This is a genomic window from Modicisalibacter muralis, assembly GCF_900102945.1.
Classification (GTDB): domain Bacteria; phylum Pseudomonadota; class Gammaproteobacteria; order Pseudomonadales; family Halomonadaceae; genus Modicisalibacter; species Modicisalibacter muralis.
Map to the genome: position 1 here is coordinate 124,982 of NZ_FNGI01000011.1, position 25,695 is coordinate 150,676.

23 protein-coding genes and 4 tRNA genes are annotated in these 25,695 nt (G+C 61.1%); 9 read left to right on the top strand and 18 right to left on the bottom strand.

Going from position 1 to position 25,695, the window contains the following annotated elements:
- Positions 1-54 precede the first annotated feature (54 nt).
- Positions 55-1,572, top strand: a complete 1,518-nt coding sequence (locus BLR92_RS16605; protein WP_089730396.1) for a 3-hydroxyacyl-CoA dehydrogenase — start codon at positions 55-57, stop codon at positions 1,570-1,572.
- 23 nt (positions 1,573-1,595) lie between these two features.
- A complete protein-coding gene (locus BLR92_RS20145) occupies positions 1,596-2,390 on the top strand; it encodes an IclR family transcriptional regulator (RefSeq protein WP_089730397.1) in 795 nt (264 codons plus the stop codon).
- A gap of 70 nt (positions 2,391-2,460) precedes the next feature.
- Here BLR92_RS20145 and BLR92_RS16615 read toward each other — a convergent pair.
- The 9 genes from BLR92_RS16615 to BLR92_RS16650 all read right to left on the bottom strand — a co-directional run bounded on the left by BLR92_RS16615 (position 2,461) and on the right by BLR92_RS16650 (position 9,513).
- Positions 2,461-2,536: transfer RNA gene (locus BLR92_RS16615), tRNA-Thr, on the bottom strand.
- 64 nt (positions 2,537-2,600) lie between these two features.
- Positions 2,601-2,768 carry a hypothetical protein gene (locus BLR92_RS19785; RefSeq protein ID WP_175488839.1) on the bottom strand — a complete coding sequence of 56 codons (168 nt, stop codon included), beginning with the start codon at positions 2,766-2,768 and terminating at the stop codon, positions 2,601-2,603.
- A 188-nt stretch (positions 2,769-2,956) separates the two neighbouring features.
- Positions 2,957-3,946, bottom strand: a complete 990-nt coding sequence (locus BLR92_RS16620) for an Ldh family oxidoreductase (protein WP_089730398.1) — start codon at positions 3,944-3,946, stop codon at positions 2,957-2,959.
- The gene (locus BLR92_RS16625) at positions 3,943-4,872 is read right to left on the bottom strand and encodes a hydroxyacid dehydrogenase (RefSeq protein ID WP_089730399.1); all 930 of its coding nucleotides are present in this window, start codon (positions 4,870-4,872) and stop codon (positions 3,943-3,945) included. The genes BLR92_RS16620 and BLR92_RS16625 overlap by 4 nt, the downstream gene beginning before the upstream one ends.
- 14 nt (positions 4,873-4,886) lie before the next feature.
- Complete coding sequence (locus BLR92_RS16630) at positions 4,887-5,369, bottom strand: tripartite tricarboxylate transporter TctB family protein (RefSeq protein ID WP_089730400.1); 483 nt, start codon at positions 5,367-5,369, stop codon at positions 4,887-4,889.
- Positions 5,359-6,870, bottom strand: a complete 1,512-nt coding sequence (locus BLR92_RS16635) for a tripartite tricarboxylate transporter permease (protein WP_089730401.1) — start codon at positions 6,868-6,870, stop codon at positions 5,359-5,361. Before BLR92_RS16635 ends, BLR92_RS16630 begins: the two co-directional genes overlap by 11 nt.
- A 31-nt stretch (positions 6,871-6,901) precedes the next feature.
- Positions 6,902-7,888: a tripartite tricarboxylate transporter substrate binding protein gene (locus tag BLR92_RS16640; RefSeq protein WP_217636608.1), complete on the bottom strand. Its 987-nt coding sequence runs from the start codon at positions 7,886-7,888 to the stop codon at positions 6,902-6,904.
- A gap of 168 nt (positions 7,889-8,056) precedes the next feature.
- Positions 8,057-9,226: a UxaA family hydrolase gene (locus tag BLR92_RS16645; RefSeq protein WP_089730402.1), complete on the bottom strand. Its 1,170-nt coding sequence runs from the start codon at positions 9,224-9,226 to the stop codon at positions 8,057-8,059.
- A gap of 2 nt (positions 9,227-9,228) precedes the next feature.
- Positions 9,229-9,513 carry a UxaA family hydrolase gene (locus BLR92_RS16650; RefSeq protein ID WP_089730403.1) on the bottom strand — a complete coding sequence of 95 codons (285 nt, stop codon included), beginning with the start codon at positions 9,511-9,513 and terminating at the stop codon, positions 9,229-9,231.
- A gap of 157 nt (positions 9,514-9,670) precedes the next feature.
- On the opposite strand from BLR92_RS16650, the gene BLR92_RS16655 reads away from it, so the two are divergent.
- Positions 9,671-10,396 (top strand): GntR family transcriptional regulator, encoded by a 726-nt coding sequence (locus tag BLR92_RS16655; protein ID WP_245704246.1) that lies wholly within the window; start codon positions 9,671-9,673, stop codon positions 10,394-10,396.
- Positions 10,397-10,568: 172 nt separating this feature from the next.
- On the opposite strand, the gene BLR92_RS16660 is transcribed toward BLR92_RS16655, so the two are convergent.
- Positions 10,569-11,459: a LysR substrate-binding domain-containing protein gene (locus BLR92_RS16660; protein ID WP_089730405.1), complete on the bottom strand. Its 891-nt coding sequence runs from the start codon at positions 11,457-11,459 to the stop codon at positions 10,569-10,571.
- 101 nt (positions 11,460-11,560) lie between these two features.
- Between BLR92_RS16660 and BLR92_RS16665 the strand changes: the two genes are divergently transcribed.
- A complete protein-coding gene (locus BLR92_RS16665; protein WP_089730406.1) occupies positions 11,561-12,556 on the top strand; it encodes a YeiH family protein in 996 nt (331 codons plus the stop codon).
- A 234-nt stretch (positions 12,557-12,790) separates the two neighbouring features.
- A complete protein-coding gene (locus BLR92_RS16670; RefSeq protein ID WP_089730407.1) occupies positions 12,791-16,729 on the top strand; it encodes a hypothetical protein in 3,939 nt (1,312 codons plus the stop codon).
- 100 nt (positions 16,730-16,829) lie between these two features.
- Here the strand turns inward: BLR92_RS16670 and pip are convergent, their stop codons facing one another.
- The 8 genes from pip to BLR92_RS16710 form a co-directional block, all read right to left on the bottom strand.
- On the bottom strand, positions 16,830-17,786 hold the full coding sequence (gene pip, locus BLR92_RS16675) for a prolyl aminopeptidase (protein ID WP_089730408.1): 957 nt from the start codon (positions 17,784-17,786) through the stop codon (positions 16,830-16,832).
- A gap of 257 nt (positions 17,787-18,043) precedes the next feature.
- Positions 18,044-18,119 (bottom strand) — tRNA-Thr (locus BLR92_RS16680).
- A 51-nt stretch (positions 18,120-18,170) separates the two neighbouring features.
- A tRNA-Gln gene (locus BLR92_RS16685) sits at positions 18,171-18,245 on the bottom strand.
- 6 nt (positions 18,246-18,251) lie between these two features.
- Positions 18,252-18,327: transfer RNA gene (locus BLR92_RS16690), tRNA-Phe, on the bottom strand.
- 93 nt (positions 18,328-18,420) lie between these two features.
- Positions 18,421-18,693 carry an oxidative damage protection protein gene (locus BLR92_RS16695; protein ID WP_089730409.1) on the bottom strand — a complete coding sequence of 91 codons (273 nt, stop codon included), beginning with the start codon at positions 18,691-18,693 and terminating at the stop codon, positions 18,421-18,423.
- Positions 18,690-19,790, bottom strand: coding sequence for an A/G-specific adenine glycosylase (mutY, locus tag BLR92_RS16700; protein WP_089730410.1), 1,101 nt, complete (start codon positions 19,788-19,790; stop codon positions 18,690-18,692). Before mutY ends, BLR92_RS16695 begins: the two co-directional genes overlap by 4 nt.
- 66 nt (positions 19,791-19,856) lie before the next feature.
- The gene (locus tag BLR92_RS16705; RefSeq protein ID WP_089730411.1) at positions 19,857-22,169 is read right to left on the bottom strand and encodes an AsmA family protein; all 2,313 of its coding nucleotides are present in this window, start codon (positions 22,167-22,169) and stop codon (positions 19,857-19,859) included.
- Positions 22,166-22,618, bottom strand: a complete 453-nt coding sequence (locus BLR92_RS16710) for an acetyl-CoA sensor PanZ family protein (protein ID WP_089730412.1) — start codon at positions 22,616-22,618, stop codon at positions 22,166-22,168. Before BLR92_RS16710 ends, BLR92_RS16705 begins: the two co-directional genes overlap by 4 nt.
- Before the next feature lie 179 nt (positions 22,619-22,797).
- Between BLR92_RS16710 and hisB the strand changes: the two genes are divergently transcribed.
- The 4 genes from hisB to hisF all read left to right on the top strand — a co-directional run bounded on the left by hisB (position 22,798) and on the right by hisF (position 25,690).
- Positions 22,798-23,391, top strand: coding sequence for an imidazoleglycerol-phosphate dehydratase HisB (gene hisB / locus BLR92_RS16715; protein ID WP_089730438.1), 594 nt, complete (start codon positions 22,798-22,800; stop codon positions 23,389-23,391).
- A gap of 22 nt (positions 23,392-23,413) precedes the next feature.
- Complete coding sequence (gene hisH / locus BLR92_RS16720) at positions 23,414-24,061, top strand: imidazole glycerol phosphate synthase subunit HisH (RefSeq protein ID WP_089730413.1); 648 nt, start codon at positions 23,414-23,416, stop codon at positions 24,059-24,061.
- Positions 24,062-24,158: 97 nt separating this feature from the next.
- On the top strand, positions 24,159-24,914 hold the full coding sequence (gene hisA / locus BLR92_RS16725; protein WP_089730414.1) for a 1-(5-phosphoribosyl)-5-[(5-phosphoribosylamino)methylideneamino]imidazole-4-carboxamide isomerase: 756 nt from the start codon (positions 24,159-24,161) through the stop codon (positions 24,912-24,914).
- 2 nt (positions 24,915-24,916) lie between these two features.
- Positions 24,917-25,690 (top strand): imidazole glycerol phosphate synthase subunit HisF, encoded by a 774-nt coding sequence (gene hisF / locus BLR92_RS16730; RefSeq protein ID WP_089730415.1) that lies wholly within the window; start codon positions 24,917-24,919, stop codon positions 25,688-25,690.
- The last annotated feature ends 5 nt before the right edge of the window (positions 25,691-25,695 follow it).

The following is a 25,695-nucleotide window of genomic DNA, read 5'->3' on the forward strand; positions in this document are numbered from 1 at the left end:
CGCGAATAACCGGCGACGCTTAATATCGATGCGCAGCGCAAAAGGGAGCCAAGCATGAGTCATACCATTACCACCATCGGCATCGTCGGCACCGGCGCCATGGGCCGCGGTATCGCCCAGGTCGCCGCCGAGGCGGGGCTGCGCGTCAAGCTGCACGACGCACGCGAGGGCGCGCTCGACGAGGCCCGGGCGTTCATCGCCAAGCTGTGGGATCGGGGCGTCGCGAAGCAGCGCTTCAGCCAGTCCCGCGCCGACGCGCTGGCCGCCCGGTTCGAGGAGGCCGCCACGCTGAATGAACTGGCCGACTGCGAACTGGTGATCGAGGCCATCGTCGAGCGCATCGATGCCAAGCAGAAGCTGTTCCAGCAACTCGAAGCGGTGATCGGCGAGCGCGCCATCCTGGCGACCAATACCTCGTCGCTGTCGGTCACCGAGATCGCCGCGGCCTGCTCCCGCCCCGAGCGGGTGATCGGCCTGCACTTCTTCAATCCCGTGCCGCTGATGAAGGTCGTCGAGGTGATACCGGGGCTCAGGACCGATGCCGCCGTCATCGAGGCCACCGAGGCGCTGGGCCAGCGCTTCGGGCATTTCACCGCTCGGGCTACCGACACGCCGGGGTTTCTGGTCAACCATGCCGGGCGCGCCTTCGGCACCGAGGCGCTGCGCGCGCTCGCCGAGGGCGTCGCCGACCACGTCACCATCGATCGCTTGTTGAAGGATCAGGGTGGCTTTCGCATGGGGCCATTCACCCTGCTCGACCTGACCGGGCTGGACGTCTCGCATGCGGTGATGGAGTCGATCTATCACCAGTACTATCAGGAGCCGCGCTTTCGCCCCTCGGCGCTGACCGGGCAGCGCCTGGCCGCCGGCCTGCTGGGGCGCAAGAGCGGCGAAGGCTTCTATCGCTACGTCGACGGCCAGGCGGTGGTGCCCGACGAACCGGCCGCGCCCCGCGCCACGCCGATGCCGGTATGGATCAGCGCCGAGGATGCCGACGCGCAGCGCGCCCTGGCCGACTTGGTCGAGACCGCCGGCTGGCCGCTGGAGACCGGCGCGACGCCGAGCGAAACGGCGCTATGCCTGCTCACCCCCTACGGCGAGGACGCCACCGATTGCGCCCTGCGCCAAGGGCTCGACCCGGCGCGCTGCGTCGCCGTCGACATGCTCGCTGGCCTCGACCGGCGGCGCTGCCTGATGACCAGCCCGGCGACTCGTGGCGACGTACGCGACGCCGCCCACGCCCTGCTCGCCGCCGACGGCACGCCGGTCAGCGCGATCCACGACAGCGGCGGCTTCGTGCTGCAACGCGTGGTGGCGTGCATCGTCAACGTGGGGGCCGATATCGCCCAGCAGCGCGTCGCCGAGCCGGCGACCATCGACCGCGCCGTCGAACTGGGCCTGGGCTACGCGCGCGGGCCGCTGGCGATGGGCGATCATTATGGCGCGAAGCGTATCCTGAGCATTCTGGAAAACCTGCAGGCCGCCAGCGGCGATCCGCGCTACCGGCCGAGCCCGTGGCTGCGCCGCCGGGCGCGCCTCGGCCTGCCCCTGACCGCGACCGACGCTCAATAATTCCTGGTAACGGAGTCTCGCCCATGCACGACGCCTATCTCTACGACGGCATTCGCACGCCCTTCGGTCGCCACGGCGGCGCGCTGGCCGGGATGCGCCCCGACGACCTGCTGGGCCTGACCTTGAAGCGCCTCGTCGAGCGCTCGCCATTCGCCGCCGACGCCTTTGAGGACGTGCTAGCCGGCTGCACCAACCAAGCCGGCGAGGATTCGCGCAACGTCGCTGGGCAGACCGTCAACCGGCTGGGCGCGGGCGTGCTGGTACTGGGCTATCGCTACCTGGCCAGCCAGGGCATTCGCGACATCGCCAGGCCACACATGCAGCGCCTGGCCGATGCCACCGATTGCGCCATCGCGCTCGGCACGGCGGATCGCGTGTCGATGACCTATGTCGAGGTGTGCCAGGGCAGTGGTCCGCTGGTGATGCGCCTGGAGACCGGTTCGCGCATTTCCATGGCGACCACCGCCATCGGTCGCGCCTGGTTGTGCGGCATTTCCGCCGAGCGGCGCAACGCCTTGATGGCCGATATGCGCCAGCGCGACCCCGATAACTGGCCGGCCACCGAACAGTCGATCAGTAAGTCGCTCGACGACTACGCCAGCTACGGTTTCTGTCTTTCCGAAGGCGATTGGGAGCGCGAGGTCAGCGCCGTCGCCATGCCGCTGATTCTCGAGGAAGGCGCGGAAGTGATGGCCATCAACTGCGGCGGCTCTTCCTTGAGATTGAGCCATCGCGTGCTGGTAGAGAACCTCGGACCGCGACTCAAGGATCTCATCGAGCAGATCAAGGGGTCATTGAAACCACCTCGTATCGGCTAGCGTCTCCCCGGTCGATAGCCGCAACGCAACAGCGCCTCTTCGCTCGGTGACGAAGAGGCGCTGCGGGATTTGGTGCCGACGAGTGGACTCGAACCACCGACCTACGCATTACGAATGCGTTGCTCTGCCAACTGAGCTACGCCGGCGCGGAAAGCGATGATAGGCAAGAATTCGCCAATCGGACAAGCACCGCCAGTTACCAAAAACAGCTTACTCGATGCCCTGCTCGCTTTCCTGGCGCAACTTGCTCGCAAGTGTACGTAAATAACTAGGTGTCACCGAAGCGATTCCCGCTTCGCTCATCGCGTTTGCCAGCCGTAGATAGGCCTCCGCATCGCTGCCGGCGAGTCGCGCCTCATCCTGCTCGAGCTCCTTCATCACAGCCTTTCCGTCCTTTCGCCACTGAATGCTCTCCGCCCATGGCCACCATGGTTCGGATACTCAATGGGGCAGACGATGCCATAACAAGGCCCGCCAGCACACGCCAAAATCGCATATTTCTGTTAATTAATTGAAATTGAATTGAAAAACCGACGCACTCGACCTGGCTATCAGGATCACTTTGCTTAGCCGTAGGCGCCCAATGCCTCGACCAGCGCGGCGGGTAGCTCGATGGCGTGCGCCGAGCGCTCCCGCAGTTCATAACGCCGCTGCCCGGGCAGGCGCACTCCCGGCTGGGAGAGCATGGCCTGGAAGAGCGTTTCGACGTGGGTCAGGTAATGAGTGCCGAAATGCTCCGGATCGAACACCAACATCAGGTGCGCCACGCCGGGCGGCTCGCCCTGCGCCTCGAAGAACGAGCCGGCCTGGAAGCCGAAATTGCCGCCCATCAGGCCGGCGGTGAGCAACTCCACCATCAGTGCCAGCGCCGCGCCCTTGGAGTCGCCGGCGGGAATCATGCTGCCGGCGATGGCCGCATCGGGATCGGTGGTGGGCCGGCCTTGCGGGTCCAGCGCCCAGCCCTCGGGGATGGGCTGGCCGGCCTTCTTGGCCAGCATGACCTTGCCGCGCGCCACCTTGGAGAGCGATAGATCGATGACCAGTGGCTCGGCGTTTTCGCGGGGCGAGGCAAAGGCGATCGGGTTGGTACCGAACAGCGGCGTATTACCGCCCCAGGGCGCTATCGCCGAGGGGGCATTGCTGAACGCCATGCTTACCAGGCCTTCGCGTGCCAAGCGCTCGACGGGGTGGCCCGCCACGCCGAAGTGATGCGAGCGTGCGATCGCCACCACGACGACACCGAGCTCGCGAGCGAGCGGAATCGCCTGATCGAGCCCCCGGGCAATGGCGGGAAATGCCAGGCCGTGCCCGGCGTCGACGCGGATCACGGCGCCTTTCACGCTGGTCTCGGCGCGTGCATCGGCAACGATCTTGCCCGTTAGCGCCTGCTCCAGATAGAACGGCAACCGCGACAACCCATGCGACGGCAAGCCATCCTGCTCGGCGGCGATCAGCGCATCGGCGGTGACTCGCGCCTCCCAGTCCGGCACCCCAACGGCGAGTAATGCGTTCAGCGCGAGTTGGCGCGCCTCATCCAGCGACAGGACAATCGTCACACCGCCCCCCTCAGTGCACGGCGCACATTATCGACGGTGATCCAGCTAATACGCTGATTGGACTCGTGAGTGACGCCGGCGATGTGTGGCGTGGTCACCAGGCCCTCGACCCCGGCCAGCACGGAGTCCCGAGGCAGCGGTTCGTGCTCGAAGACATCCAGCATGGCGCCACCCAGATGGCCGGCCCGCAAGCTTTCGGCGAGCGCGGTCTCGTCGACGATGCCGCCGCGCGAGGTGTTGATCACCACGCTACCCGGCTTCATGCGCGACAGCGCGTCACGGCCGATCAAATGGCGGGTGCCATCGGTCAGTGGCACATGCAGACTCAGCGCGTCCACCGCCGCCAGCAATTCATCGAGGCTCGCCACCCGCTCCACCTCGTTCCAGGCTTGATCGTTCGGCGTCACGAAGGGATCGTGGGCCAGTACGTGCATGCCCAGGCAACGCGCACGCCGGGCCACATCGCGGGCGATGGCGCCGAAGCCCACCAGCCCCAGCGTGGCGCCCTGGATTTCATGCCCCATCAGCGCCTGGCGCGGCCATTCACCGGCGAGCACGCGCAGCGTGGAGAGATAGGCGCCACGCCGCAACAGCAGAATCGCGGCGATAACGTATTCGGCCACCGCCACGGCATTGCCGCCATGGGCCGGCATCACGGCAACATTCGCCTCCCGGCAGGCCTCGAGATCGATATTGTCGAGACCCACGCCGAGCCGCCCCACCACTTGAAGATCGGGGAAGCGCGCCAACAGCGCCGGGTCGACCTGGGTGCGATTACGCACGATCAGCGCCCTGACGCCGCGTCCCGCTTGCAACAACCGCTCGCGATCCTCCACAAGCGTCGGATCGAAAGTCACCTCGAAGTCCGGCTTGAGGGTCTCGACGGCGGCTTCATCCATGAACTCACTGATTACGATGTCGCTCATCATTTACCTCGTCATCATGGGGCACGCCATAGATCGCCAACCGGCAGTGGCACATTGAGCACGACAGCGAACAGGGTGTAGAAAAAGGCGATGATCGCAATCAGCACCAGCGCATAGGCCATGACGCGCTTGAGCGTCCAGGCATGATAGTGGGCCAGCCACACCAGCGCGCCGGCACACAACAGGCTCGATGCAATGAAGCCCAGCCAGCGGAGTGAAAGCCCCCACACCAACAGCACGGCGATCAAGCCCAGCCGGCGACCGACGCTACCCGGTTCCGCGACGGGCAGCGTTGGCCGGGACACAAAGGCACGCACCAGTAGCGCGACGCTGAAGATCAACACCATGATGGCGACCGCGCGTGGAAAAATACTGCCCATGATCGACATATCCTTGCTGAACCACAGTGCGCCGAGAGCGAAGGCGATCATGATCGACGCCAGGCAACGATCCGAGCGCCGGGCATCGATCCGAGGAGAATGCATCTCAGTGCTCATGGGCGGCCTCCTTGGACGAGCGGCCGCGGCCTGCCCGCCACAGCGGGTAAGCGACGGATATCAAGATCAACGCGATGATCGCCAGCGAGAGCGGGCGCCCAAAGAAGATCGCCATCACCGAACCCGATGCATTGCCCATCAGGTAGCCCTGCACGAAGCCCTGTTCGGCGATGGGCCCCAGGATGAGGCCAAGCACGATGGGCGATGGCTTGATGCCATAGCGCGACAGCACCCAGCCAAGCACCCCCAGCACGACCATGACCACCACATCGAAGGGATTGTTACGGATGGCATAGGTGCCGATGATGGTCATGAAGGCGATGCTGGGCACCAGCAACGCCTTGGGAATGCTGACGATCGACTTGAAGGCGTAGCGCCCGATCAACAGACCCAGCGGCAGCATCACCAGCGTGGCGATGAACAGGCCACCGATGAAGGTATAGGTGACTTGGGCGTTGGTGGTAAACATCTCCGGCCCGGTGCGAAAACCCTGCACCAGCAGCGCGCCGAGTATCACCGCATCGGGTGGCGTGCCGGGGATGCCCAGCACGAAGGTAGGGATGAAACCGCCGCCGACCACGGCGTTGTTGGTCGTCTCGGTGGCAATCACACCATCCGGCTCGCCGTGGCCGAAACGTTCGCTGTGTGGCGAGGCACGCCGCGCCTCGGAGTAGGACACCAGACTGGCGATCGAGCCACCCGCGCCGGGCATGATCGCGACCACGACACCGATCACCGAGCTGCGCAGGGCATTGAACTTGCCCTTGCACATCAACCCCACGCCTTCGGCCAGGCGCATGCCACGCTTCTGCTCCGGCGGCTTAAGGTGGGCGCTGGGTGTGGCGACCAGATCGATCAATACCGGGACGCAGTACAACCCGATCAACGCCGAGATGATTTCCACCCCGCCGAGCAGGAATTGTGAGCCGAAGGTGTAGCGGATATCGGCACCGATCACCGACACGCCCACGGTGGAGAGCAGCAAGCCAAAGCCCGCGCCGATGAAGCCCTTGAGAATCGAGCCTTCCGACAACGCGGAAATCATCGTTAGCCCGAAGATGGCCAGCCAGAAATACTCCACGGGGCCGAACTTCAGCGCGATCTGTGCGAGCAGCGGCGCTAGCGTCAGCAGCGCCACTGCCCCGACAAGCCCTCCGATCACCGAGGACAGCGTGGACAGCGTTACCGCGAGATCGCCGTCCCCCCGGCGGGCCATGGGATAGCCATCGAAGGTGGTGGCGATCGCCGATGGCGTGCCCGGCGTGTTGATGAGGATCGCGGCGTAGGAGCCGCCGTAGATGGCCCCGGTATAGATGGCGCCCAGCATGATCAACGCCATCTCGGTTGGCATCCCGAACGTTACCGGCACAAGCACCGCCACCGCCATGGTGGCGGACAGGCCAGGTAACGCGCCGATCACGATTCCTGCCGCGACGCCCAGCACCGCCAGCAGCAAATTGATCGGCGACAGCGCGTCCGCCATGAAGCCTAATATCTCCATGCCCTATCTCCTATGGCGCTCTCCGGTCGGTTCAGTCGATGATGCCCATGTCACGCGCGACCTTTTCATAGGCTGCCTGTTGCTTGGCCATGAACTCCTCGACCTCGGGATAGGGAACGTCGATCAGCACGAAGCCGAGTTCTTTCATCTTCTGGCGAAACTCCGGGTTGGCGTTGATCTGGGAGAAAATATTGGACAGTTTCATGGTCACGTCTTCAGGCGTGTCCTTGGGCACGGCCATGCCACGATAGGCGCCGCCGGTCATGTCGTAGCCCAGTTCCTGGAAGGTCGGCACATCGGGGAACAGCGGATGACGTTTCTCCGAAGCCACTGCCAGCATGCGCACCTTGTCATGATGGTTGGCCGCCACGGTGGTATAACCCCACTCGGCGGCCACCTGCCCACCCAACAGCGCGGTAACCGAGGCGCCGGTGCCCTTGAAGGGGATATAGGTCGTCTTGATGTCGGCCAGCGACTCCAGGCGGCGGTTGGCGATGTCGTTCGCCGACTGGGTGCCACTACCGGAGACCGTGATGCTGCCGGGTGCTTCCTTGGCCGCCGCGATGAAGTCTTCCAGTGTCTTGTAAGGGCTGTCGTTGCGGACGATCAGCGCATCGGGCGAATAGTGGAAAAAGAAGAAGTTCTTCAAGTCCTGCGTCTTGAAGCCGGGATCCTTGCCCATGGGCTTGAGGATGATGTGCGGTAGGTTGGTACCCATGATGGTGTAGCCATCGGCATCCATCCCGTTGAGCTGCGACCAGCCCACGGCACCGCCACCGCCGGGCATGTACTGAATGATCAGTTGCTGGCTGGTAATTTCTTCGAAGTACTGCTGCTGCATGCGGGCGCTGATATCGGACTCACCGCCCGGCCCGAAGGGAATGATGTACTGTACGTTTTGGGACGGATAGGATTCCACGCTCTCGGCCACGGCCGGGCCGCTCAGTGCTAGCGTGGTCAGCATCCCGGCGACGAGAACACCGAGCCGTGTCGTTTTGAGTTGAGTCGTCTTGCGCATGATTGTCTCCGATGGCTATTTTTGTGTTGCCGGGACAGGGCCCTACCTAGAGAGACCCTGAAGACACTTATGCTTCTACTTCCGCGGCTTCACCGTCGTGGCAAAGCGTCTTGTTCTTGTCGTTGTTGCGGGTGGCTCTCGCCACCCGGGCTTTTCACACAGCTTGCTTCAGGCACTTTCGTAAAGGCGCGTAAGCACGAATTCACGATGCCCCAGCGCCTCGGCGGCGGTGTTACGTCCATTGGCGGTACGCAGCATCATTTCCAGCAACTGGTTTCCCGCCTGATCCATGTTGATTTCTCGACTGAGTATCCCGGTCACGTCTACATCCACATGCTCGCCCATGGTGCGAACTGTGCGTGGGTTGGCGCAGATCTTGATCACCGGCAGGATCGGGTTGCCGATGACGTTGCCCTGGCCGGTGGGGAAGAAATGCACGACATAGCCGGCAGCAGCGCACAGCGTGACCATTTCGGCGGCGGCGGATGACGAGTCCATGAACCACAGGCCCGGCTTGTCGGGTGTCTCGGCCTTGTCGAGCACGCCGTCGACACGGCAACGCCGGCCAATCTTCTGGATATTGCCCAGAGCCTTTTCCTCGATGGTGGTCAACCCGCCTTCGATATTGCCCTTGGTCGGCTGCGACTCGGAAAGATCGCTGGTCTTGTGACGGTCGATCACCTCGCTGTAGCGATCGAACATGGCCTGGAATTTCTCGCGCACTTCGGGCGTGGCACAGCGCTCGGCCACCAGATGCTCGCCACCGGTCAGTTCGGTGGTCTCGCCGAATACCAGGGTGCAGCCGGCGTCATAGAGCTTGTCGAAGGCGTCACCGACGCTGGGGTTGGACCCGCAACCCGAGGTGGTGTCGGACTCGCCACACTTGGTCGACACCCACAGTTCGCTGACGTCGCATTCCTCGCGCTGCAACTCGGTGGCGTATTGCACGTATTCGCGGGTGGCCTTGGAGGCTGCGCAAATCGTGTTGTGATCGCCGTTCTGTTCGATCCAGAAACCCACGACCGGCTTGCCGGTAGCCTTGATGCCGTCGACCACTTTAGTGGTCCAACCCGGCTCGATGCCGATCACCACCACCGCCGCCACGTTGGGGTTGCTACCGGTGCCGATCAGCGTGCGGAAATGTAGGTCCAAATCGGCGCCGAACTGCAGCCGACCGTAGGGATGGGGCAACGCCAGGGCGCCTTTGATGTTGTTCGCCACCGCTTCGGCGGCGGCATTGGAGATATCGTCGACCGGCAGCACGATGACGTGATTGCGAATCCCGACCCGGCCATTGTCGCGACGATAGCCCATGAACTTGCGTCCCTTGAGTTCCATGCTTACCACCTCTTGGTCTTGACGTTGTGGACGTGCAGATGCTCACCCTTGTTGATCGGCTTCACCACCCGGCCAATGTCGACGCCATACTTGATGACCGTATCGCCCTCGGCCAGGTCGCGGATCGCCAGCTTGTGACCGATCGGAATCGGGTCCAGTACCTCGAAGGTGACCGTCTGGTCCTGGTGCATGACCCAGCCGGTCAGCGTCTGCCCAGCCTGTATGCCCTCCACTACCACCACGCCGACGGAGTCGTCGGCGTCATGAACCACGAAATCGATACTCATGCTCCCCCTCCGTTGTCAGGCGAACGACTCGCTCGCAATTCATGTATATGACATAGTATATATAACAGTCAAGGAGATTTCGCAGATGACCCCAGCCCGATATAATGCTCGGCAAATGCACGCTTCCGAGCGGATCGACATCAAGGAAAACCAGCCCATGAGCGCGCCCAAGGGCCCAATGTTTCAGCCCCTGTATCGACAGATAAAGGATCTACTACTGGAGAGAATCGCCGACGGCGAATGGCCACCGGGCACCTTCATTCCCAGTGAATCGGCGCTGGCCGCCAGTTATAACGTCAGCGTGGGGACACTCAGGAAAGCGCTCGATGAGCTGGTCGTCGACAATGTGGTGATTCGGCGCCAGGGCAAGGGCACGGCGGTAGCGACCCACGATGCCGATCGCGCCCTGTTCCGTTTTTTCAACATCGAGCATCACAACGGTGAGCGCGTGCTGCCCGTTTCCCGAGCGCTGAGCCGCGCCCGGCGCCGGGCCACCCAGGCTGAAAGCCAGGATCTGGCACTTGCCAAGGGTGCCGAAGTCATTCATATCCGCCGGGTGCGGGAACTGGAGGGAAAACCCATTCTGCTCGAGGACATCATGCTCGATGCCGAGCGCTTCGCGGCGCTGGCAAACCAGCCGGAAATGCTACCCAATACGCTTTATCAGCTTTATCAGAAGCAGTATGGCGCCACCGTCGCGCATGCCGACGAGCGCCTGATAGCCATCGCCGCCGGCGCGGAGGAAGTCGCCCAGTTGGGCGTCGAAGCCGGGGAGCCGCTGATCGAGATTCACCGCATCGCCCGAGACTACCAAGGCACCCCTATCGAGCGACGAATCTCGGTACTTTCGACCCGGGAATACTGCTATACCAACACCGTATGAGAGGGTGTTTACAAAAGTAGCGAGCGACGGTCAGGCAAGGCGAAATCAGCCGAAAAAGCGGAGTTTGCATGCTGTAAATGAGCATTTTGATCGGACTCGCGCCCGAGGCTGATTTCAACACAGCATGGCCTAGCGCAGTAGTTTGTAAACACCCTCTGAGATGGCGCCTGGCTTATTCCGACTCCAACAGGAAGACCTTGAACGCCTGCCACAGCGGGCTGCGATAACGTTCTGGATGCCACACCAGCGAGAAGGATCGAGTCAGTTCCAACGGGCTGCGTAGCGCCACCAGCTCGCCCCTGGCCAATTCAGCCGCGACGCTCAGCCGGGATAGACAACCCAGCCCGAAACCCGCCCTCACCGCCTGCTTGATGGCTTCATGCTGATCCAGTTCCATGCGCACCTTCACGCGCTCCATGTGATGCTGGATCGAGGCTTCGAAGACGGCTCGCGAACCCGACCCCGGCTCGCGCAGAATCCATTCGGCCGCCTGCAGGTCCGAATCGCCCAGCAGGTCCTTTTCCGCCAAAGGATGCTGCGGCGAGCAGACGATGAGCATTTCGTCCTGCCGCCACACCTCGCTGACCAGACGCGATTCCGTGCATTGCCCCTCGATCAGCCCCAGGTCGGCCTCGAAGCGCTGAATATCGCGCATTACCTCCTGGGTATTGCGTAGCCGCAATTGCAGGTCCGCCGCCGGATGACTCTCGACGAAGCGCCCGGCCAGCATCGGCAGCAGATAGGTGCCGATCGTGGCGCTGGCCGCGACATGCAGCGTGCCGCGCAGCTCGCCCTCGGGCTCTTGAGCGGCATCGATCAGCTCGGTCATGCCGGTCAGTACCTGCTCGGCGTGCGGCAGCAGACGACGGCCGGCATCGTTGAGTTCCAGGCGTCGCCCGAGACGCTCGAACAGCACAACGCCCAGTTGGCGCTCCATATCCGCCAGCGCCTGGCTGGTGGCGGATTGCGACAAGCTGAGTTGCTGAGCCGCCACTTTCACCGCGCCGCCGCGGGCGACGGCGACGAAGACCTGGAGCTGACGAAACGTCACGTGAGAAGCCATTACGGTTTTACTTAACAGTCATATCGTGATTAACAAGTAACACATAACCATATTCCTGTTTAGCCTATTGAGGTAATTCATCGCGAACCAGAGAACGTCTCATGTGGCAAGGCCTGTTTCTTTGCGCGGCTCTGACGCTGGGTGGCTTCACGCTCAGCCGGATTCCCGGCATCGCCGAGAGCGGCATCAGCCCACTGGTGTTTTCTCTGTTGCTGGGGCTGGTGATAGGCAACCTGCCTCTTGCCCGAGGCTTTCCACAGGTACGCCCGGGGCTGCAATTCGCGACCCGCTGGCTGTTACGCGGTGGCATCGTGCTGTTCGGCCTGTCGCTGACGTTACAGCAGATTCTCGCGCTGGGCCCCAAGGTAATCCTGCTCGACATGATCGTCATCTGCACGGTGCTGATCGTCGGCTACTGGATCGGCACGCGCCTGCTGGGACTGGACCGTGAAACCGCCTTGTTGACCAGCGCCGGCAGCGCCATCTGTGGCGCGGCTGCGGTACTCGCCACGGAAACTACGATTCGCTCGCGCCCCGCTGCCACCGCCATGGCCGTCGCCACTGTAGTCCTCTTCGGCTCGCTGGCGATGCTGGTCTATCCCCTGCTGTATCCGTTGCTGGGCATGGAGGAAGGCCTCTATGGCATCTATATCGGCGCCACCGTGCATGAAGTCGCCCAGGTCGTCGCCGCCGGCGATGCGGTCGGCCCCCAGGCCTTGGCGAACGCGGTGATCGTCAAGCTCGTACGGGTGATGCTGCTGGTGCCCTTCCTGCTAATTGTCGGGCAGTGGTGGATGCGCCGCCACGCCCCGGCCGAGCAGGGCAGCGCACGGGGTGGCCTGGTGATTCCCTGGTTCGCCTTCGGTTTTCTGGCCATGGTGATCTTTAACAGCCTGGTCACGCTACCGGCTTTCCTGCACGAAACGCTGGTGGTGATCGGACAGTTGGCGCTGGCCATGGCCATGGCGGCACTGGGCTTCGAGACGCGCCTGGAGAAGCTCAAGACACTCGGCATGAAGCCCTTCCTACTGGCCTTCTGCCTGTTCGCCATGCTGTTGATTGGCGGCTTCGGAGTGACGCAGCTCGTCATGAAGTAGCCATGCTGGCACTTTTCGGTCGCAGATAACGCTTTGCGACTCTAGAACTGTGTGGCATGGGAGGCGAGCATTAACACAAAGTCTAATGTGAAAAATTTGCGTTCTTTTCGATTACATCCAATCTTTTGATCAACGGCTGATGCTTTTGATCGGAAATTCGCAGCACGATGAATAACCGCCAATGGCTCATGAATGCCACGATAGGGATAAAATAACCACAATAGGAGAAAACCCATGGCCATTGCTGGCGTGAGGGCTGCAGCAGTAAATGCGCGTGTTTCACTACGCTCCACCGAGAGCTTCTCGCTACAAAAAAAGCAGAAAGCCGATGGAACCGATGGCCCAGACAGTGCTGAAGCGTTTCGCAACAAAGCAGCAGACAACGACTGGAAAGTCCTCGAAGAAAGCGACGTGTTACCCCCTGTCAACAACCTGGACCCCAGCCGCCAGGACGCCACTACCATAACCTATGAGTACGAAGGCACGACCTATGCGGTTTCTGAGCATTTAGCCCCGTTCAAATACTCGGCACTGGAAAGCAAGCTGTCTGGAATGGAGATCAGCCAGACGGATAACAATATTGAAATTGAGGTCCCGGAATCCGAAGCCACGGATTTCATGAACGCCGTGACGACCGAAGATGGCAAGACGGTGGGCGAGCTGTTCCATGACAACATGAAGGAGGCGTGGAGCGAGCTGGATATCAGCGATCCTCGTCGCCAGTATTATGAACTCCTGCAGGCTAAAGGTGCCTTGATTGGTGGCTATGGTTTTCTGCCATATCAGACTGAATTAGGTGCCTTCGGGCACTCGGATTCAACCCTTTACCACGATCCAACCATTATGGATCAGGCCAGTACCTACGGGTTGTTGAACGAGAAGGAAATCTCCAACAAGCTGGCCGAGCTGTCTCAGAATGAGCAGGTTATGGATGGTATCGATGGTTTCATGCAAGAGGCCGTGGATAAAATCGAGAACAAGGACGAGCTGGTCAATAAAATCTACGAGGCCATGAACAGCCCAGAGTATATGGAAATGCTCGAGGGCATGGAGCCCGATGGCGCCAAAGCCCGTTTCGCCAATGACCTGAAGTCCCTGGAGTACCTGGATAAACAGAAAGCCGAAGAAATACGCAGCAAGCTTCTTAATGTAGGTCTGATCGAAGAGCTCAGCAGCATTGTCGAGAGCGGTGACTACTCTGATCTCGAAGCCTTGGAAACCGCTGTGCGTGACCTGGTGAAGACCGGGTTGAAAGGCGCATTTTATACCACTTTTGGCATTGGCTTCGCCGACGCGATAGCTAAGGGCAACTCGAACATGAGTAGCTACAATGCTGCAGTGGATGTTGCCACCAAGGCGATCGTTGATTCCATCAAGGAGAACGGTAAGTTTGATATCAAGGATGTATCCTCCCGGCTTTCAGAAGCGTTGAAAGCCGATAATCCGAACATGCCTTCCGGGGCGCGCAATGGTACGGCAGGCCTGTTGTCTGTACTTATGAAAAATGGCTTCCTTGGGTCGCTTGGCGGTATTCTGGCGACCACCTATGGTGCCTACACGCTCAACAAGAACATGGGCGACACCACCGAAGAGCGCCTCGGTGCCGCGCGTATGTTCTTGATCACACTCTCCACGTCGCCCGCCTTCCTGTTAGCAGGAACAAAAGCCCTCGAGAAGATATTTGACAAGCCAGGCATGGCAACCATGCTGGGGCTGGAAAACAATACCCAGTTACGGGAAGCCTATTTAAATCGATTTTCTAACGCGAATAAGCCCGCATCGGCTCCAGAGTTGTCCATCGAGCTTGACAACCTTGTGTCAATGGAAATAGATGGTTGGGCCGATGATGTTGAGCGGTGGTTTGATGATATTGCTTCAGGCGAGGGAGACGGGGCCCGCTTTGTACCGCTTCCTGCTGATGCCGATGTGGGCCTTGAAGAAATCATGGAAGGTCCGAACGATCGTATCACCGAGGTGGCGGCAAAAAACGATGTTCAATACCAGGAACTGCTTGATGAGCTTAGTGAGAGTGACCGGACCAGCGTGATGGGCATGGTCGATGACCGCATCAGCAACATGGGGATAGACCCAAGCAGTATGTCTACGACCAGTAAGCTCAGGTTGGTGGGGAGCGTGTTAAGTACCGTCGGTGGGATCGCTGACGTTGCCGGTGGCATCCTGGATATCGCGTTATCCGCCATGAATTTTGAAAAGCTAGCGAATGACCCGAATGCAACGCCTGCTGAATTCGCGGCTACATCGTTTCAATTACTGGTCGGCGTGACCTTCGCCGGCGCGGCAGGTACCAGTTTGGCCAGTATGCTTGCCGGGCCAGCAACGGCCGCCGCCCTAGGTATCGCTTCCGGTGCTCTGGGTATCGCCGGGATTGCCTTTGGCGCGATCGCCATGATCATTACCGGTGTGATCGCCAAGCAGAAACAGGACCAGGCAGCCGAAGATGTTCGACAGGACTTTAGAGACTGGAGCACGCTGGGCGTTACCGAAGACGATTGGGGGGATAAACTCAATTACACCATTCACTCCCGCTATGAATACAATTACTGGCATGGCTCCGATCGCTACTACGATCTCTACCCGGAAGACACCCCGGTCTGGGAGGCTCGGCCCGAGCAGTATGAAGACTTTACCGAGTACGTCGAGGATCATGGCAACATCTCGGACGACTGGTTTAAAGATTGGGATAACGATCATGACTCGGGCCTTCCTGATGAAGGTACCCCCGACCCCTCGGGCCTGCCGCGCTTTGGCGATGATGGCGAACCCGGCGACTTCGGTGAGTTCAAACTCGACATCGACCGCGTGGACGTTGGCTCCATTGAGCTGGCCGAAGACGGCCGTGTCATCTTCACCAAGGATGGTGTAAAGCAGGTAATCGATCCATTGATCGGCGGCGAAGCCGGTGATGATGTCCGACAAGATATCGTCGATTACCTGACAGACCTGTATCAAATCTCTCATCCGGATGGGAAGGCTGACCAGGACATCATCGACAGAATAACCGACATTCATGATGAATCGGATCGATTCAATGAAATCGACGACTTGAAGCGTGCCCTGGATGATTCGCTGCCTCCTTTGTTAGGCAAGGATGGCAAACATAGTGCCGGCACCTTCGATGATTTCAAGGAAGATATCGATCGAGTCGGTGTCGGGTCGATTGAACTGGATCCTACGGACAGCAACAGCATCTACTTCGTTAAGGACGGCACGCGTTGGCAACTGGACAAGGATAACCATGGCAGTCTGTCTGATGATGATGCCAACAATATCTTCGATTACTTGAAGAACCTGTACACCACGGTTCACCCGGACGGCGATCTTGACAGCGATCTCGTTGATAGAATCACCGACCTGCATAACGAGTCGGATGATTTCAATGATCTCAATGACCTTCGAGAAGAGCTAGGGATGGAGACCGACCCCACCGGCTACCCCGTCTTTGGCGAAGATGGATTTCCCGGCACCTTCGGTAACTTTAAAGAAGACATCGACCGCGTGGATGTTGCCTCCATCGAGCTAATGGACGATGGCCGGGTAATCTTCATTAAGGACGGCGTAAAACAAATCATCAATACATCCGAAGGCGATGAAGAATCGGATAACGACACTCGCAAGGAGATCATTGGTTACCTGAAAGGACTACACGAACTGACACATCCTGACGGCGAATTCAGTCAATCCATCGCCGATGAAATGAACGATGTCTTTGGCAAGACGGACATTTACAATGACCTAGAGGCTATCGAAGATTATGTCCAAGTCTCGGACCCTGTCGCCTGGAATGAAAACCCCGACGTCGTGACCATTTTCGGTGACAGTGGTGACCCAGGCAACTTCGGCGACTTCAGGACGGATATGGACAAGGTCGACGTTGCTTCGATCCGAATTCTAGACCAAGGTGACGATGACCCGAGCAACGACCGTTTCTACTTCAAGAAATCAGGGGAATGGTATGTGTTAACCCCTGAAGCCAATAGCGAGATTGAAGGTGAGTTTGACGACTATACGCAGTACCTGAGGGATCTATACGATATCACCCACGATGACGGTGTGTTGAATAAGCGCCTGGCATCCCAAATTGATGACACCCTTGGAAGAACCGACGACTACAACAAGATTGACGACCTGAAAGAGTACCTCGGCGTAGATTAACCATGGGGGCGGGCCTATCAGTGGCAACAAGTCTCTTCGTGCGTGGCGAACTGGAAACGGGCCAGCTCACGCTGGCCATGCTGGCGTCCGCCCGGAGTACTCAGCCACGGAAGCGATCGGTGGCCTCGATCAGTGCGTGGGTAATACCCGGTTCAAACGCTGAATGACCGGCGTCGGGAATAATCTGTAGATCGGCCTGTGGCCACGCGCGATGCAAGTCCCAAGCGCTGCGCAGTGGACACACCACGTCATAGCGACCCTGCACGATGACTGCTGGGATGTTGCGAATGCGCTCGACATTACGCAGTAACTGGTCGTCGTGCTCTAAAAAGCCGCCATGCACGAAGTAGTGGCACTCGATGCGCGCGAAGGCCAGCGCGAATTCGTCCCCGGCGTTGGCATCGATATGGCTCTGATTCGGCAACAGAAAGCTGCTCGAGGCTTCCCAAACCGACCAGGCCCTCGCGGCCTCGGCGCGAGCGACCTTGTCATCGCCGGTCAGGCGCCGATAGTAGGCACTCATCAAATCGCCGCGTTCGGCTTCGGGAATCACCGACAGGTAGGTTTCCCAGGCATCCGGATACAAGGCATTGCAACCCTGCTGATAGAACCACTCAAGCTCCCGGCGGCGCAGCATGAAGATGCCACGCAATACCAGTTCGGTCACCCTGTGCGGGTGGGTCTGGGCATACGCCAGCGCCAGCGTGGATCCCCAGGAGCCGCCAAACACCTGCCAACGCTCGACGCCCAGATGCTCGCGCAGGCGTTCGATGTCGGCGACCAGATGCCAGGTCGTATTGTCGACCAACTCCGCGTGCGGCGTGGAACGCCCGCAGCCACGCTGGTCGAATAGAATGATGCGATACGTCGCCGGATCGAAGAAACGCCGGCACTTGGGGTTGGCGCCGCTACCGGGACCACCGTGCAGAAACACCACCGGCTTGCCATCCGGGTTACCACACTGTTCGTAATATAGCGTATGCCGCTCGGAGACCTTGAGCATGCCGCTGTTGAACGGTTCGATCTCGGGGTAAAGCTCGCGCCGGGTATCTTGCATGACCTGCTCCACGTTTGGCAAAAACTCATCATAGCGTTTGCCATGGAAGCGGCACAAAGGCCAGGGAACACATGTGGATTAGATGGCTGGTGCGGGCGCTGCGTAAGCCGGAAAGCATCGCCTCTTACCTCGTCGCCGACTATCCCGCCTGTTTCACGCTACTCTCAATAAATCTGAAATTGCAGACACAAAAAAGCCGCCTCATGGGCGACTGATATTTACTGCAATGCTTTGATTCTACTGGACTAGCTTACCCGTGGTGCCGGCACCAGGAGTCGAACCCGGGACCTACTGATTACAAGTCAGTTGCTCTACCAACTGAGCTATGCCGGCGCGGGCAACTTACTAGAAATTGCAAAAACCAATCTCGCAAAGACGTTGGCGTGGCTGGGGTACCAGGATTCGAACCTGGGAATGCCGATACCAAAAACCGGTGCCTTACCACTTGGCTATACCCCAGCAGATTGGTGGCCAGAGACGGAATCGAACCGCCGACACGGGGATTTTCAATCCCCTGCTCTACCGACTGAGCTATCTGGCCGCTGCCAACGGGGACGTATTTAATCGTAAAGCCCTTTGCCGGTCAAGCCTGGCAATTCAAAAAGATGCCATCGGCAGGCCTACTGATTACAAGTCAGTTGCTCGGTGGGACGTACCCTTCCGCATGGTCGGTCTCGCGGTTGTCGAGAAAGCGCTCCATCTGCTCCATCAGGTACTCGCGCGATTGCGGATCGAGCAGGTTGAGGTGCTTTTCGTTGATCAGGCGAGTCTGCAGGGCCTGCCATTCGTCCCAGGCCTGCTTTGAAACGGTGCGCTGGATTTCCTGGCCCTTTTCTCCGGGCAACGGCGGGAAAGGCAGCGCTTCGAGTTCCTGCTGATACTTGCGACAGAATACGGTTTGGGTCATTTGGCATCCTCCTTGGCATGCATGGGGTGTTGCGCCAGCGTCTCCAGCAGCGCCTTGACCGGCGCGGCCAACCCAATGCTGGCAGGCGATCGCGGGTTATACCAGAGTCGGCCGGATTCGCCGACGTGCGTCGCCTCTCGGCCCAGCATCACTGGCTGGGGGGTGATGTGCAGGCGAAAGTGGCTGAAGGTGTGAGTAAACGGCTGCCAGGACGGATCCAGGCGCGCCTTGGGGGCGTGTAACGCCAGCCAGTCGCGCAGCGCAGTGTCGTCGTCGAACTGCGGAAGACACCACAGCCCGCCCCACAACCCGCTGGGTGGACGCTGCTCTAGCAACACATGCCCATCACCATCGCACAACAGTAGCATTCGCGTGTGGCGTTCCGGCAAAGCCTTCTTTGGCTTGGCTTCGGGGAAACGCCGCTCCTCGCCGCGCGCATGGGCGATGCAGACATCGGCGAACGGGCAGATCAGGCAGCTGGGTTTGCCGCGCGTGCATAGCGTTGCGCCCAGATCCATCATCGCCTGGCTGTAGTCGGGCAAACGCTCGCTGGGCGTGTAGCGCTCCGCCAGTCGCCATAGCTCGCGTTGCACCACGGTTCGACCCGGCCAACCTTCCACACCATGCAAGCGGGCCAGTACGCGCTTGACGTTGCCATCGAGAATCACCGCGCGACGACCGGTACTGATGCTGATAATGGCGCCAGCGGTGGAGCGCCCGATGCCGGGTAGCGCGGCCATGGCATCGAGGCTGTGCACCGGGAATTCGCCGTCGTGTTCGGCCACCACGACCTGCGCTGCGCGGTGCAGATTCCGCGCGCGGGCGTAATAGCCAAGGCCGGTCCACAGATGCAGGACCTCGTCCTGATTGGCAGCGGCCAGATGCACGACGCTGGGAAAGCGCGCCATGAAGCGCTCGAAGTAGGGAATCACCGTCGCGACCTGGGTCTGTTGCAGCATGATTTCCGACACCCACACACGGTAAGGCGTCTTGTCATGCTGCCACGGCAGGGTCTTGCGACCATGACGGTCGAACCAGTCGAACAGGCGCGACTGAAAGGCATCCGGGGACAAGTCGATGGCGTGCGCTTGGGTCATGGCGTCGCGGGCTGCATAAAAAAGCGCCGACTCGAAGTCGGCGCAGAGACTGGCTTGCTATGGTGCTCATTCAAATAGACCACGAAGTGCATCCTTGAGTTCCTTGGAAGTTTCTTCGCCCACTCGTTCGTCGAGTTCTTCGCCGATACGCTCGACGGCTTCGCTCTTGAGTTCGTCTTTCGCCAGCTCGCCCAGCGCCTGCTGAAAGGCCTCGCGGTCGAAGCTGCACCACTGCGATGGCTCGCCGGATAGCATGCCCTCGCAATGCACTGGCAGCGGCACACGCTCGAGGCGCGGATTGACCTCACAGGCCGCATCGGCGGTATCGACGAAACGCGCCCGAGCATCGTAGGCGAAACGCTGCGTCGGCAGGTTGAGCTGCCCTTCGCCACTCAGCTCGATGCCGGGAATCGTGATCAGCAGGTCGTCGTTGCGGGCCACGCCATCGGTCACCGTGACACTGGCCTCGAGTCGCTCGAAGCTCGTGTCCGGGCTCCACTCGCGGCTTGCCGATTCGCCTTCGAGCATGGCCACGGCGGTACATAGTTCCTGCGAGACGTTGACATCGAATACAGCGCCGTCGTCGACATGCAGGTTCGCCTGGCCGTCGAGGTTGCGCAGCAGCGTATCCGCCGCGCTAGTTTGCGAGGTGAACTCGCCGTTGAGCGTCAGCAGGCCACGCAGCGGCGATGGCTCGCCGCTATACGCTTCGACCAGCGGCACGATCTGCACGTTGTCGAGCGCTTCGCTGAAGCGCCAGCGGATCGGCTTTTCGCGCACATCCAGGGCGGCCGTGACATTGAGCGTGCCATCGTAGAGTCGGGCATCGAAGCTCTCCAGCCGATGGCGGCCATCGCTGCCGGCAATCGCCAGCGTTGGGCTCAACAGGGTAATGCCCTTGACCTTGAGCTCGTCGAGCGCCAGTTGGCCATCCAGGCTCAGATTGCGCAGCGCCTCTACCGGCACCAGTTCAGCCGCCTCGGTGGCCGCATAAGCCGGCGCCACGCCGAGTACTTCGAGCAGCGCGGCACTGTCATCCGCCGGCGCTTCGGCGCCTTCCACCGGTGGCGGTAAATAGGCGTCCAGGTCGAGTCGATCGCCCTGCAGGTCGAAGGTCAGCGACCGGCCGCCCAGCCCCGCTCCCAAACGTCCGGTGAAGGTGGTGTCGTCGACGGTCAGGGTCAGGTCGGTCAATGTGGCCTGCTCGAGATCGCCCTCGATGGGGCTGACGATGGCCACTTCGCTCAGCGCTTCGTCATTGGCCGTGTTCAATGCGACGCCGAAGCGCTCCAGCCAAGGCCGCAACGACAGCGGCGCGAGCTTGACCTGTCCGGTATAGCTGGGCGTCGTCAGCAATTCAGTGAACGACAGCTTGCCAGTCAACTCCAGGCCATTGTCGCCGCTCAGCCGCAGATCGCTGACCCGCGCGGTCTGTGCTTCGAGATCGGCCTCGGCGGCCAGCGTCAGGCCCAAGGGCAACGGGCTTTCACCCAATGCCGGGTGATCCAGGCTGGCATTGAGCTGGGCTCCTTCGAGGAGGTAATGGCCGCTACCAAGCTCGGCGACCGCCCGCTCGGCCTCGAGCGAGATCGTCTGTTCACGGTCTTCGAGTCCGGCCAGGTGGGTCTGCGTTTCCAGCGTCAATCCTTCGAGCACGTAGCGGTTATCGTTGAGGCTCAGGCGCACCTGACTTTGCAGGCTGACATCGCTGGTCAGGCTGGGCGCGGCGCTGTCGATCACGAAGCTGGCCTCGAGCGGAAAGGCATTGGCCGGATTGACGTTGGTTCCGGTGAGCGAAAGCTCTTTCACGCTAACGTCGAGACCACTGCGCAGGTCGGCGTAATGCACCTCGCTGTCGCGCACCTGCACGCTGGCGATATCCAGCGCCACATCGGGGCCGCCGCCTTGCATCGAGGGGCCGGCGGATGCCGGCGCCAGGGCGGCTTCGGCTTGCTCGCCTTGCTTGTTGAGGCGCTCCAGCAGCACCTCCCAGTTGCCGCGACCCTGTTCGTCGCGTACCAGATTGAGACGCATGCCGGTCAATGTCAGGCCATCGATGGCGATTTCACCAGACAGTAGCGGTGCAAAGGCCAGGCTGACTTCGGCTCGCTCGATCGCCGCGAAAGAGGATTGATCATGCGGCTGCTGCGGCAGCCAGGCGCGCGCATCTTCGACGCTGACCCCCAGTCGTGGGTAGAACGACCAGTTCAGCGGACCCTCCAATGCCAATTCCAGGCCGCTTTGCTGCTGCACCGCCTCGATCAGTCGGGGCTTGAGGTCATTGGGGTCGAAGAAGGTGGTGACGTAAACCACGGCACCCACCACCACCAGACCCAATACCCCGATCGTGGCCAGCAACATTCGCATCAGCCTTTTCATTGGCATCCTCCTGACGCTAACGGATTGAGTTCAAAATAAGAGCCACTCACCTCGAGTCGATAGCCAAGACGCGCCAGCAACAATTGATCCTCCATTTGCAGATGGCTGGCCTCCACACGCAGCGCGCTGTTTCCCTCGCGTGCCGTTTCAGCGACCAGCGCCAGCAGTCGCGAGCCCACGCCACGCCGGCGCGTGGTCTTGCGCACGCAAAAATGCGACAACCACCAGGCGCCCGGTTCCTTGTACACGCGAACCGCGCCCAGCAGCCGGTCGTTGAATAGCGCGCAGCAAAATACCCCGCCACTCTCGAGGTGGGCGCGCACGAAATCCTCAACCGCCAGTGGCAGACGATCGGGCGGCGCATCCTGGTAGATACGTGACAGATCGACATTCGCTTGGGCATCCGCTGTCCAGCGTGCGTGGTCGATTTCCTCCAACGTTACCGGCATGCATCGTCTCCCTTGGCCGGGACGGTGCCGTCATAGCCCCCGTCTTTGTTCCGCATTGTAGCGGATGGGCATGACGATTCTCTATAATGTCAGATTACGTTGGGAAAGCGCCAACGCCTGGATGGCCAAGTCTGGATGGTCGCCCCTCTGGATGGAGAAGCTGGATGGAAAGCCCGGACATGCCCGAGCGCATCGCCACGGTGTCGCGTGACACCTCGGAAACCCAAATCACGGTCAGCGTGAACCTTGACGGCCAGGGTCACTTCAACGCCGAGACCGGCGTGCCGTTTCTCGATCATATGCTCGATCAGATCGCACGCCATGGCCTCATCGACCTGGACATCGTGGCCAAGGGCGATTTGCATATCGACGATCACCACACCGTCGAGGACCTGGGCATCACCCTCGGCCAGGCCTTCGACAAGGCGATTGGCGACAAGCGCGGCATTCGTCGTTATGGCCATGCCTACGTGCCACTCGATGAAGCGCTGTCACGCGTGGTGATCGATTTCTCCGGGCGCCCCGGGCTGTTCATGAATGTCGAATTCACGCGTGGCGCCATCGGTCGCCTGGATACCCAGCTGTTCTGGGAATTCTTCCAGGGCTTCGCCAACCATGCCCGCGTGACGCTGCACATCGACAACCTCAAGGGCTTCAATGCCCACCATCAGGCCGAAACCATCTTCAAGGCCTTCGGCCGCGCCTTGCGCATGGCGGTGGAAAACGATCCGCGAATGGCCGGTCGGATGCCGTCCACCAAGGGCAGCCTGTGATGATCAACCGTGAGGAGCGAGCATGACGATCGCCGTCATCGACTATGGCATGGGTAATTTGCACTCCGTGGCCAAGGCACTGGAGCATGTCACCCATGAGAACGTGGTGATCACCCGCGATTCGCGCTCCATTCGTGGCGCCACGCGGCTCGTGCTGCCTGGCCAGGGCGCCATTCGCGATTGCATGGGCGAACTCGAACGCACCGAGCTGCGTGGCCTGGTCGATGAGTTGCTCGCCTCGCAGGCCAAGCCATTGCTGGGCATCTGCGTCGGCCAGCAGATGCTGATGGATGCCAGCGAGGAGAACGGCGGCATCGAATGCCTGGGTTTTCTGCCCGGCAGGGTGCGCCATTACAGCCTGAACATGCATGCCGAAGACGACACGCGCCTCAAGGTGCCGCACATGGGCTGGAACCAGGTTACCCAGCGTCACGACCATGCCCTGTGGGATGGCATCGACGATGGCGCACGCTTTTACTTCGTGCACAGCTACTACGTGGATGCCGAGCGTGACGGCGAGGTGTTCGGCACGACCCGTTACGGCAACGTCGAGGCGCATGTCGCCACCGGCCGCGAGGCGGTGTTCGCGGTGCAGTTCCATCCCGAGAAGAGCGCCGACGCCGGGCTGCGCCTGCTCGAGAATTTCGTTAATTGGGCTCCCGCTGTTTAAAGGCGCCCAATACTGCGCCCGATACGCCCAACCGACCAAGAACACCAAACGCTGGATTTCACGGCCGCATAAGCGCCCGTGCCAACGAGGACAGGATATGCTGGTTATCCCCGCCATCGATCTCAAGGATGGCCAATGCGTTCGTTTGAAACAGGGCCGCATGGACGACGCCACGAGCTATGGCGACGACCCGGTGGCCATGGCCGCGCGCTGGGTCGAGACCGGCGCCCGGCGCTTGCACCTGGTGGATCTCAACGGCGCCTTCGCAGGCCAGCCGGTCAATGGCGAGGCAGTCACCGCCATCGCCCGCGCCTACCCCGACCTGCCGATCCAGATCGGCGGCGGCATTCGCAGCGCGCATACCATCGAGCACTATCTGGCCGCCGGCGTTTCCTATGTGATCATCGGCACCCAGGCGGTCAAGCAGCCGGCTTTCGTCAGCGAAATGTGCCGTCTGTTCGCCGGCCACGTGATCGTTGGGCTCGATGCCCGCGACGGATACGTGGCCACCGACGGCTGGGCCGAGGTTTCGACCCTGAAGGCCACCGATCTGGCCAAGCGCTTCGCCGATGACGGCGTGTCTTCGATCGTCTATACCGACATCGCCCGCGACGGCATGATGCAGGGCGTCAATATCGAGGCCACCGTCGAGCTGGCTCGCGAGGGCGGCCTGCCGGTGATCGCCTCGGGCGGGGTGACCGATCTCGACGACATCCGCGGCCTCGCCCGGGTCGCCGATCAAGGCATTCTCGGCGCCATCACCGGGCGCGCCATCTATGAGGGCAGCCTGGATGTTACCGAAGCGCAGCGGCTATGCGATGAGCTGGGCGACACGTCAAGCGGGAGGAACTGATCATGGGATTGGCCAAGCGCATCATCCCCTGTCTCGACGTCGACGCCGGGCGGGTGGTCAAGGGTGTCAACTTCGTCGGCATCCGCGACGCCGGCGACCCGGTGGAGATCGCCAAGCGCTATAACCAGCAGGGCGCCGATGAGATCACCTTTCTCGATATCACCGCCAGCCACCAGGATCGCGATACCACGGTGGAGATGGTCGAGCGTATCGCCGGCGAGGTATTCATTCCGCTGACCGTGGGTGGCGGCATCCGCACCTGCGACGATATTCGCACCATGCTCAATGCCGGCGCCGACAAGGTATCGATCAACACCGCCGCGGTGGTCAATCCCGATTTCGTGCGCGAAGCCGCCGAGCGCTTCGGCAGCCAGTGCATCGTCGTCGCCATCGACGCCAAGCGCGTCTCGGCCGAGCACGAGCCGCCGCGCTGGGAAATCTTCACCCATGGCGGGCGCAAGCCCACCGGGCTCGATGCTATCGACTGGGCTCGCAAGATGGTCGATTACGGGGCCGGCGAACTGTTGCTGACCAGCATGGACCGCGATGGCACCAAGTCAGGCTTCGACCTGGGCGTGACCCGCGCCATTTCCGATGCGGTGCCCGTGCCGGTGATCGCCTCGGGCGGGGTCGGCAATCTCGATCATCTGGTCGAGGGCGTGCTCAAGGGCGCCGCCGACGCGGTGCTGGCAGCCAGTATCTTCCACTTCGGCGAATACACCATTCCCGATGCCAAGCGCTACATGGCCGAGCACGGCATCGAGATGCGCCTGTAGCCGGC

Bases quoted from the DNA above. Each gene is read 5' to 3' on its own strand.
- BLR92_RS16605 (WP_089730396.1), top strand. From the start codon at position 55: ATGAGTCATACCATTACCACCATCGGCATCGTCGGCACCGGCGCCATG.
- BLR92_RS20145 (WP_089730397.1), top strand. From the start codon at position 1,596: ATGCACGACGCCTATCTCTACGACGGCATTCGCACGCCCTTCGGTCGC.
- BLR92_RS19785 (WP_175488839.1), bottom strand. From the start codon at position 2,768: ATGAAGGAGCTCGAGCAGGATGAGGCGCGACTCGCCGGCAGCGATGCG.
- BLR92_RS16625 (WP_089730399.1), bottom strand. From the start codon at position 4,872: ATGAGCGACATCGTAATCAGTGAGTTCATGGATGAAGCCGCCGTCGAG.
- BLR92_RS16630 (WP_089730400.1), bottom strand. From the start codon at position 5,369: ATGAGCACTGAGATGCATTCTCCTCGGATCGATGCCCGGCGCTCGGAT.
- BLR92_RS16635 (WP_089730401.1), bottom strand. From the start codon at position 6,870: ATGGAGATATTAGGCTTCATGGCGGACGCGCTGTCGCCGATCAATTTG.
- BLR92_RS16640 (WP_217636608.1), bottom strand. From the start codon at position 7,888: ATGCGCAAGACGACTCAACTCAAAACGACACGGCTCGGTGTTCTCGTC.
- BLR92_RS16645 (WP_089730402.1), bottom strand. From the start codon at position 9,226: ATGGAACTCAAGGGACGCAAGTTCATGGGCTATCGTCGCGACAATGGC.
- BLR92_RS16650 (WP_089730403.1), bottom strand. From the start codon at position 9,513: ATGAGTATCGATTTCGTGGTTCATGACGCCGACGACTCCGTCGGCGTG.
- BLR92_RS16655 (WP_245704246.1), top strand. From the start codon at position 9,671: ATGAGCGCGCCCAAGGGCCCAATGTTTCAGCCCCTGTATCGACAGATA.
- BLR92_RS16660 (WP_089730405.1), bottom strand. From the start codon at position 11,459: ATGGCTTCTCACGTGACGTTTCGTCAGCTCCAGGTCTTCGTCGCCGTC.
- BLR92_RS16665 (WP_089730406.1), top strand. From the start codon at position 11,561: ATGTGGCAAGGCCTGTTTCTTTGCGCGGCTCTGACGCTGGGTGGCTTC.
- BLR92_RS16670 (WP_089730407.1), top strand. From the start codon at position 12,791: ATGGCCATTGCTGGCGTGAGGGCTGCAGCAGTAAATGCGCGTGTTTCA.
- pip (WP_089730408.1), bottom strand. From the start codon at position 17,786: ATGCAAGATACCCGGCGCGAGCTTTACCCCGAGATCGAACCGTTCAAC.
- BLR92_RS16695 (WP_089730409.1), bottom strand. From the start codon at position 18,693: ATGACCCAAACCGTATTCTGTCGCAAGTATCAGCAGGAACTCGAAGCG.
- mutY (WP_089730410.1), bottom strand. From the start codon at position 19,790: ATGACCCAAGCGCACGCCATCGACTTGTCCCCGGATGCCTTTCAGTCG.
- BLR92_RS16705 (WP_089730411.1), bottom strand. From the start codon at position 22,169: ATGAAAAGGCTGATGCGAATGTTGCTGGCCACGATCGGGGTATTGGGT.
- BLR92_RS16710 (WP_089730412.1), bottom strand. From the start codon at position 22,618: ATGCCGGTAACGTTGGAGGAAATCGACCACGCACGCTGGACAGCGGAT.
- hisB (WP_089730438.1), top strand. From the start codon at position 22,798: ATGCCCGAGCGCATCGCCACGGTGTCGCGTGACACCTCGGAAACCCAA.
- hisH (WP_089730413.1), top strand. From the start codon at position 23,414: ATGACGATCGCCGTCATCGACTATGGCATGGGTAATTTGCACTCCGTG.
- hisA (WP_089730414.1), top strand. From the start codon at position 24,159: ATGCTGGTTATCCCCGCCATCGATCTCAAGGATGGCCAATGCGTTCGT.
- hisF (WP_089730415.1), top strand. From the start codon at position 24,917: ATGGGATTGGCCAAGCGCATCATCCCCTGTCTCGACGTCGACGCCGGG.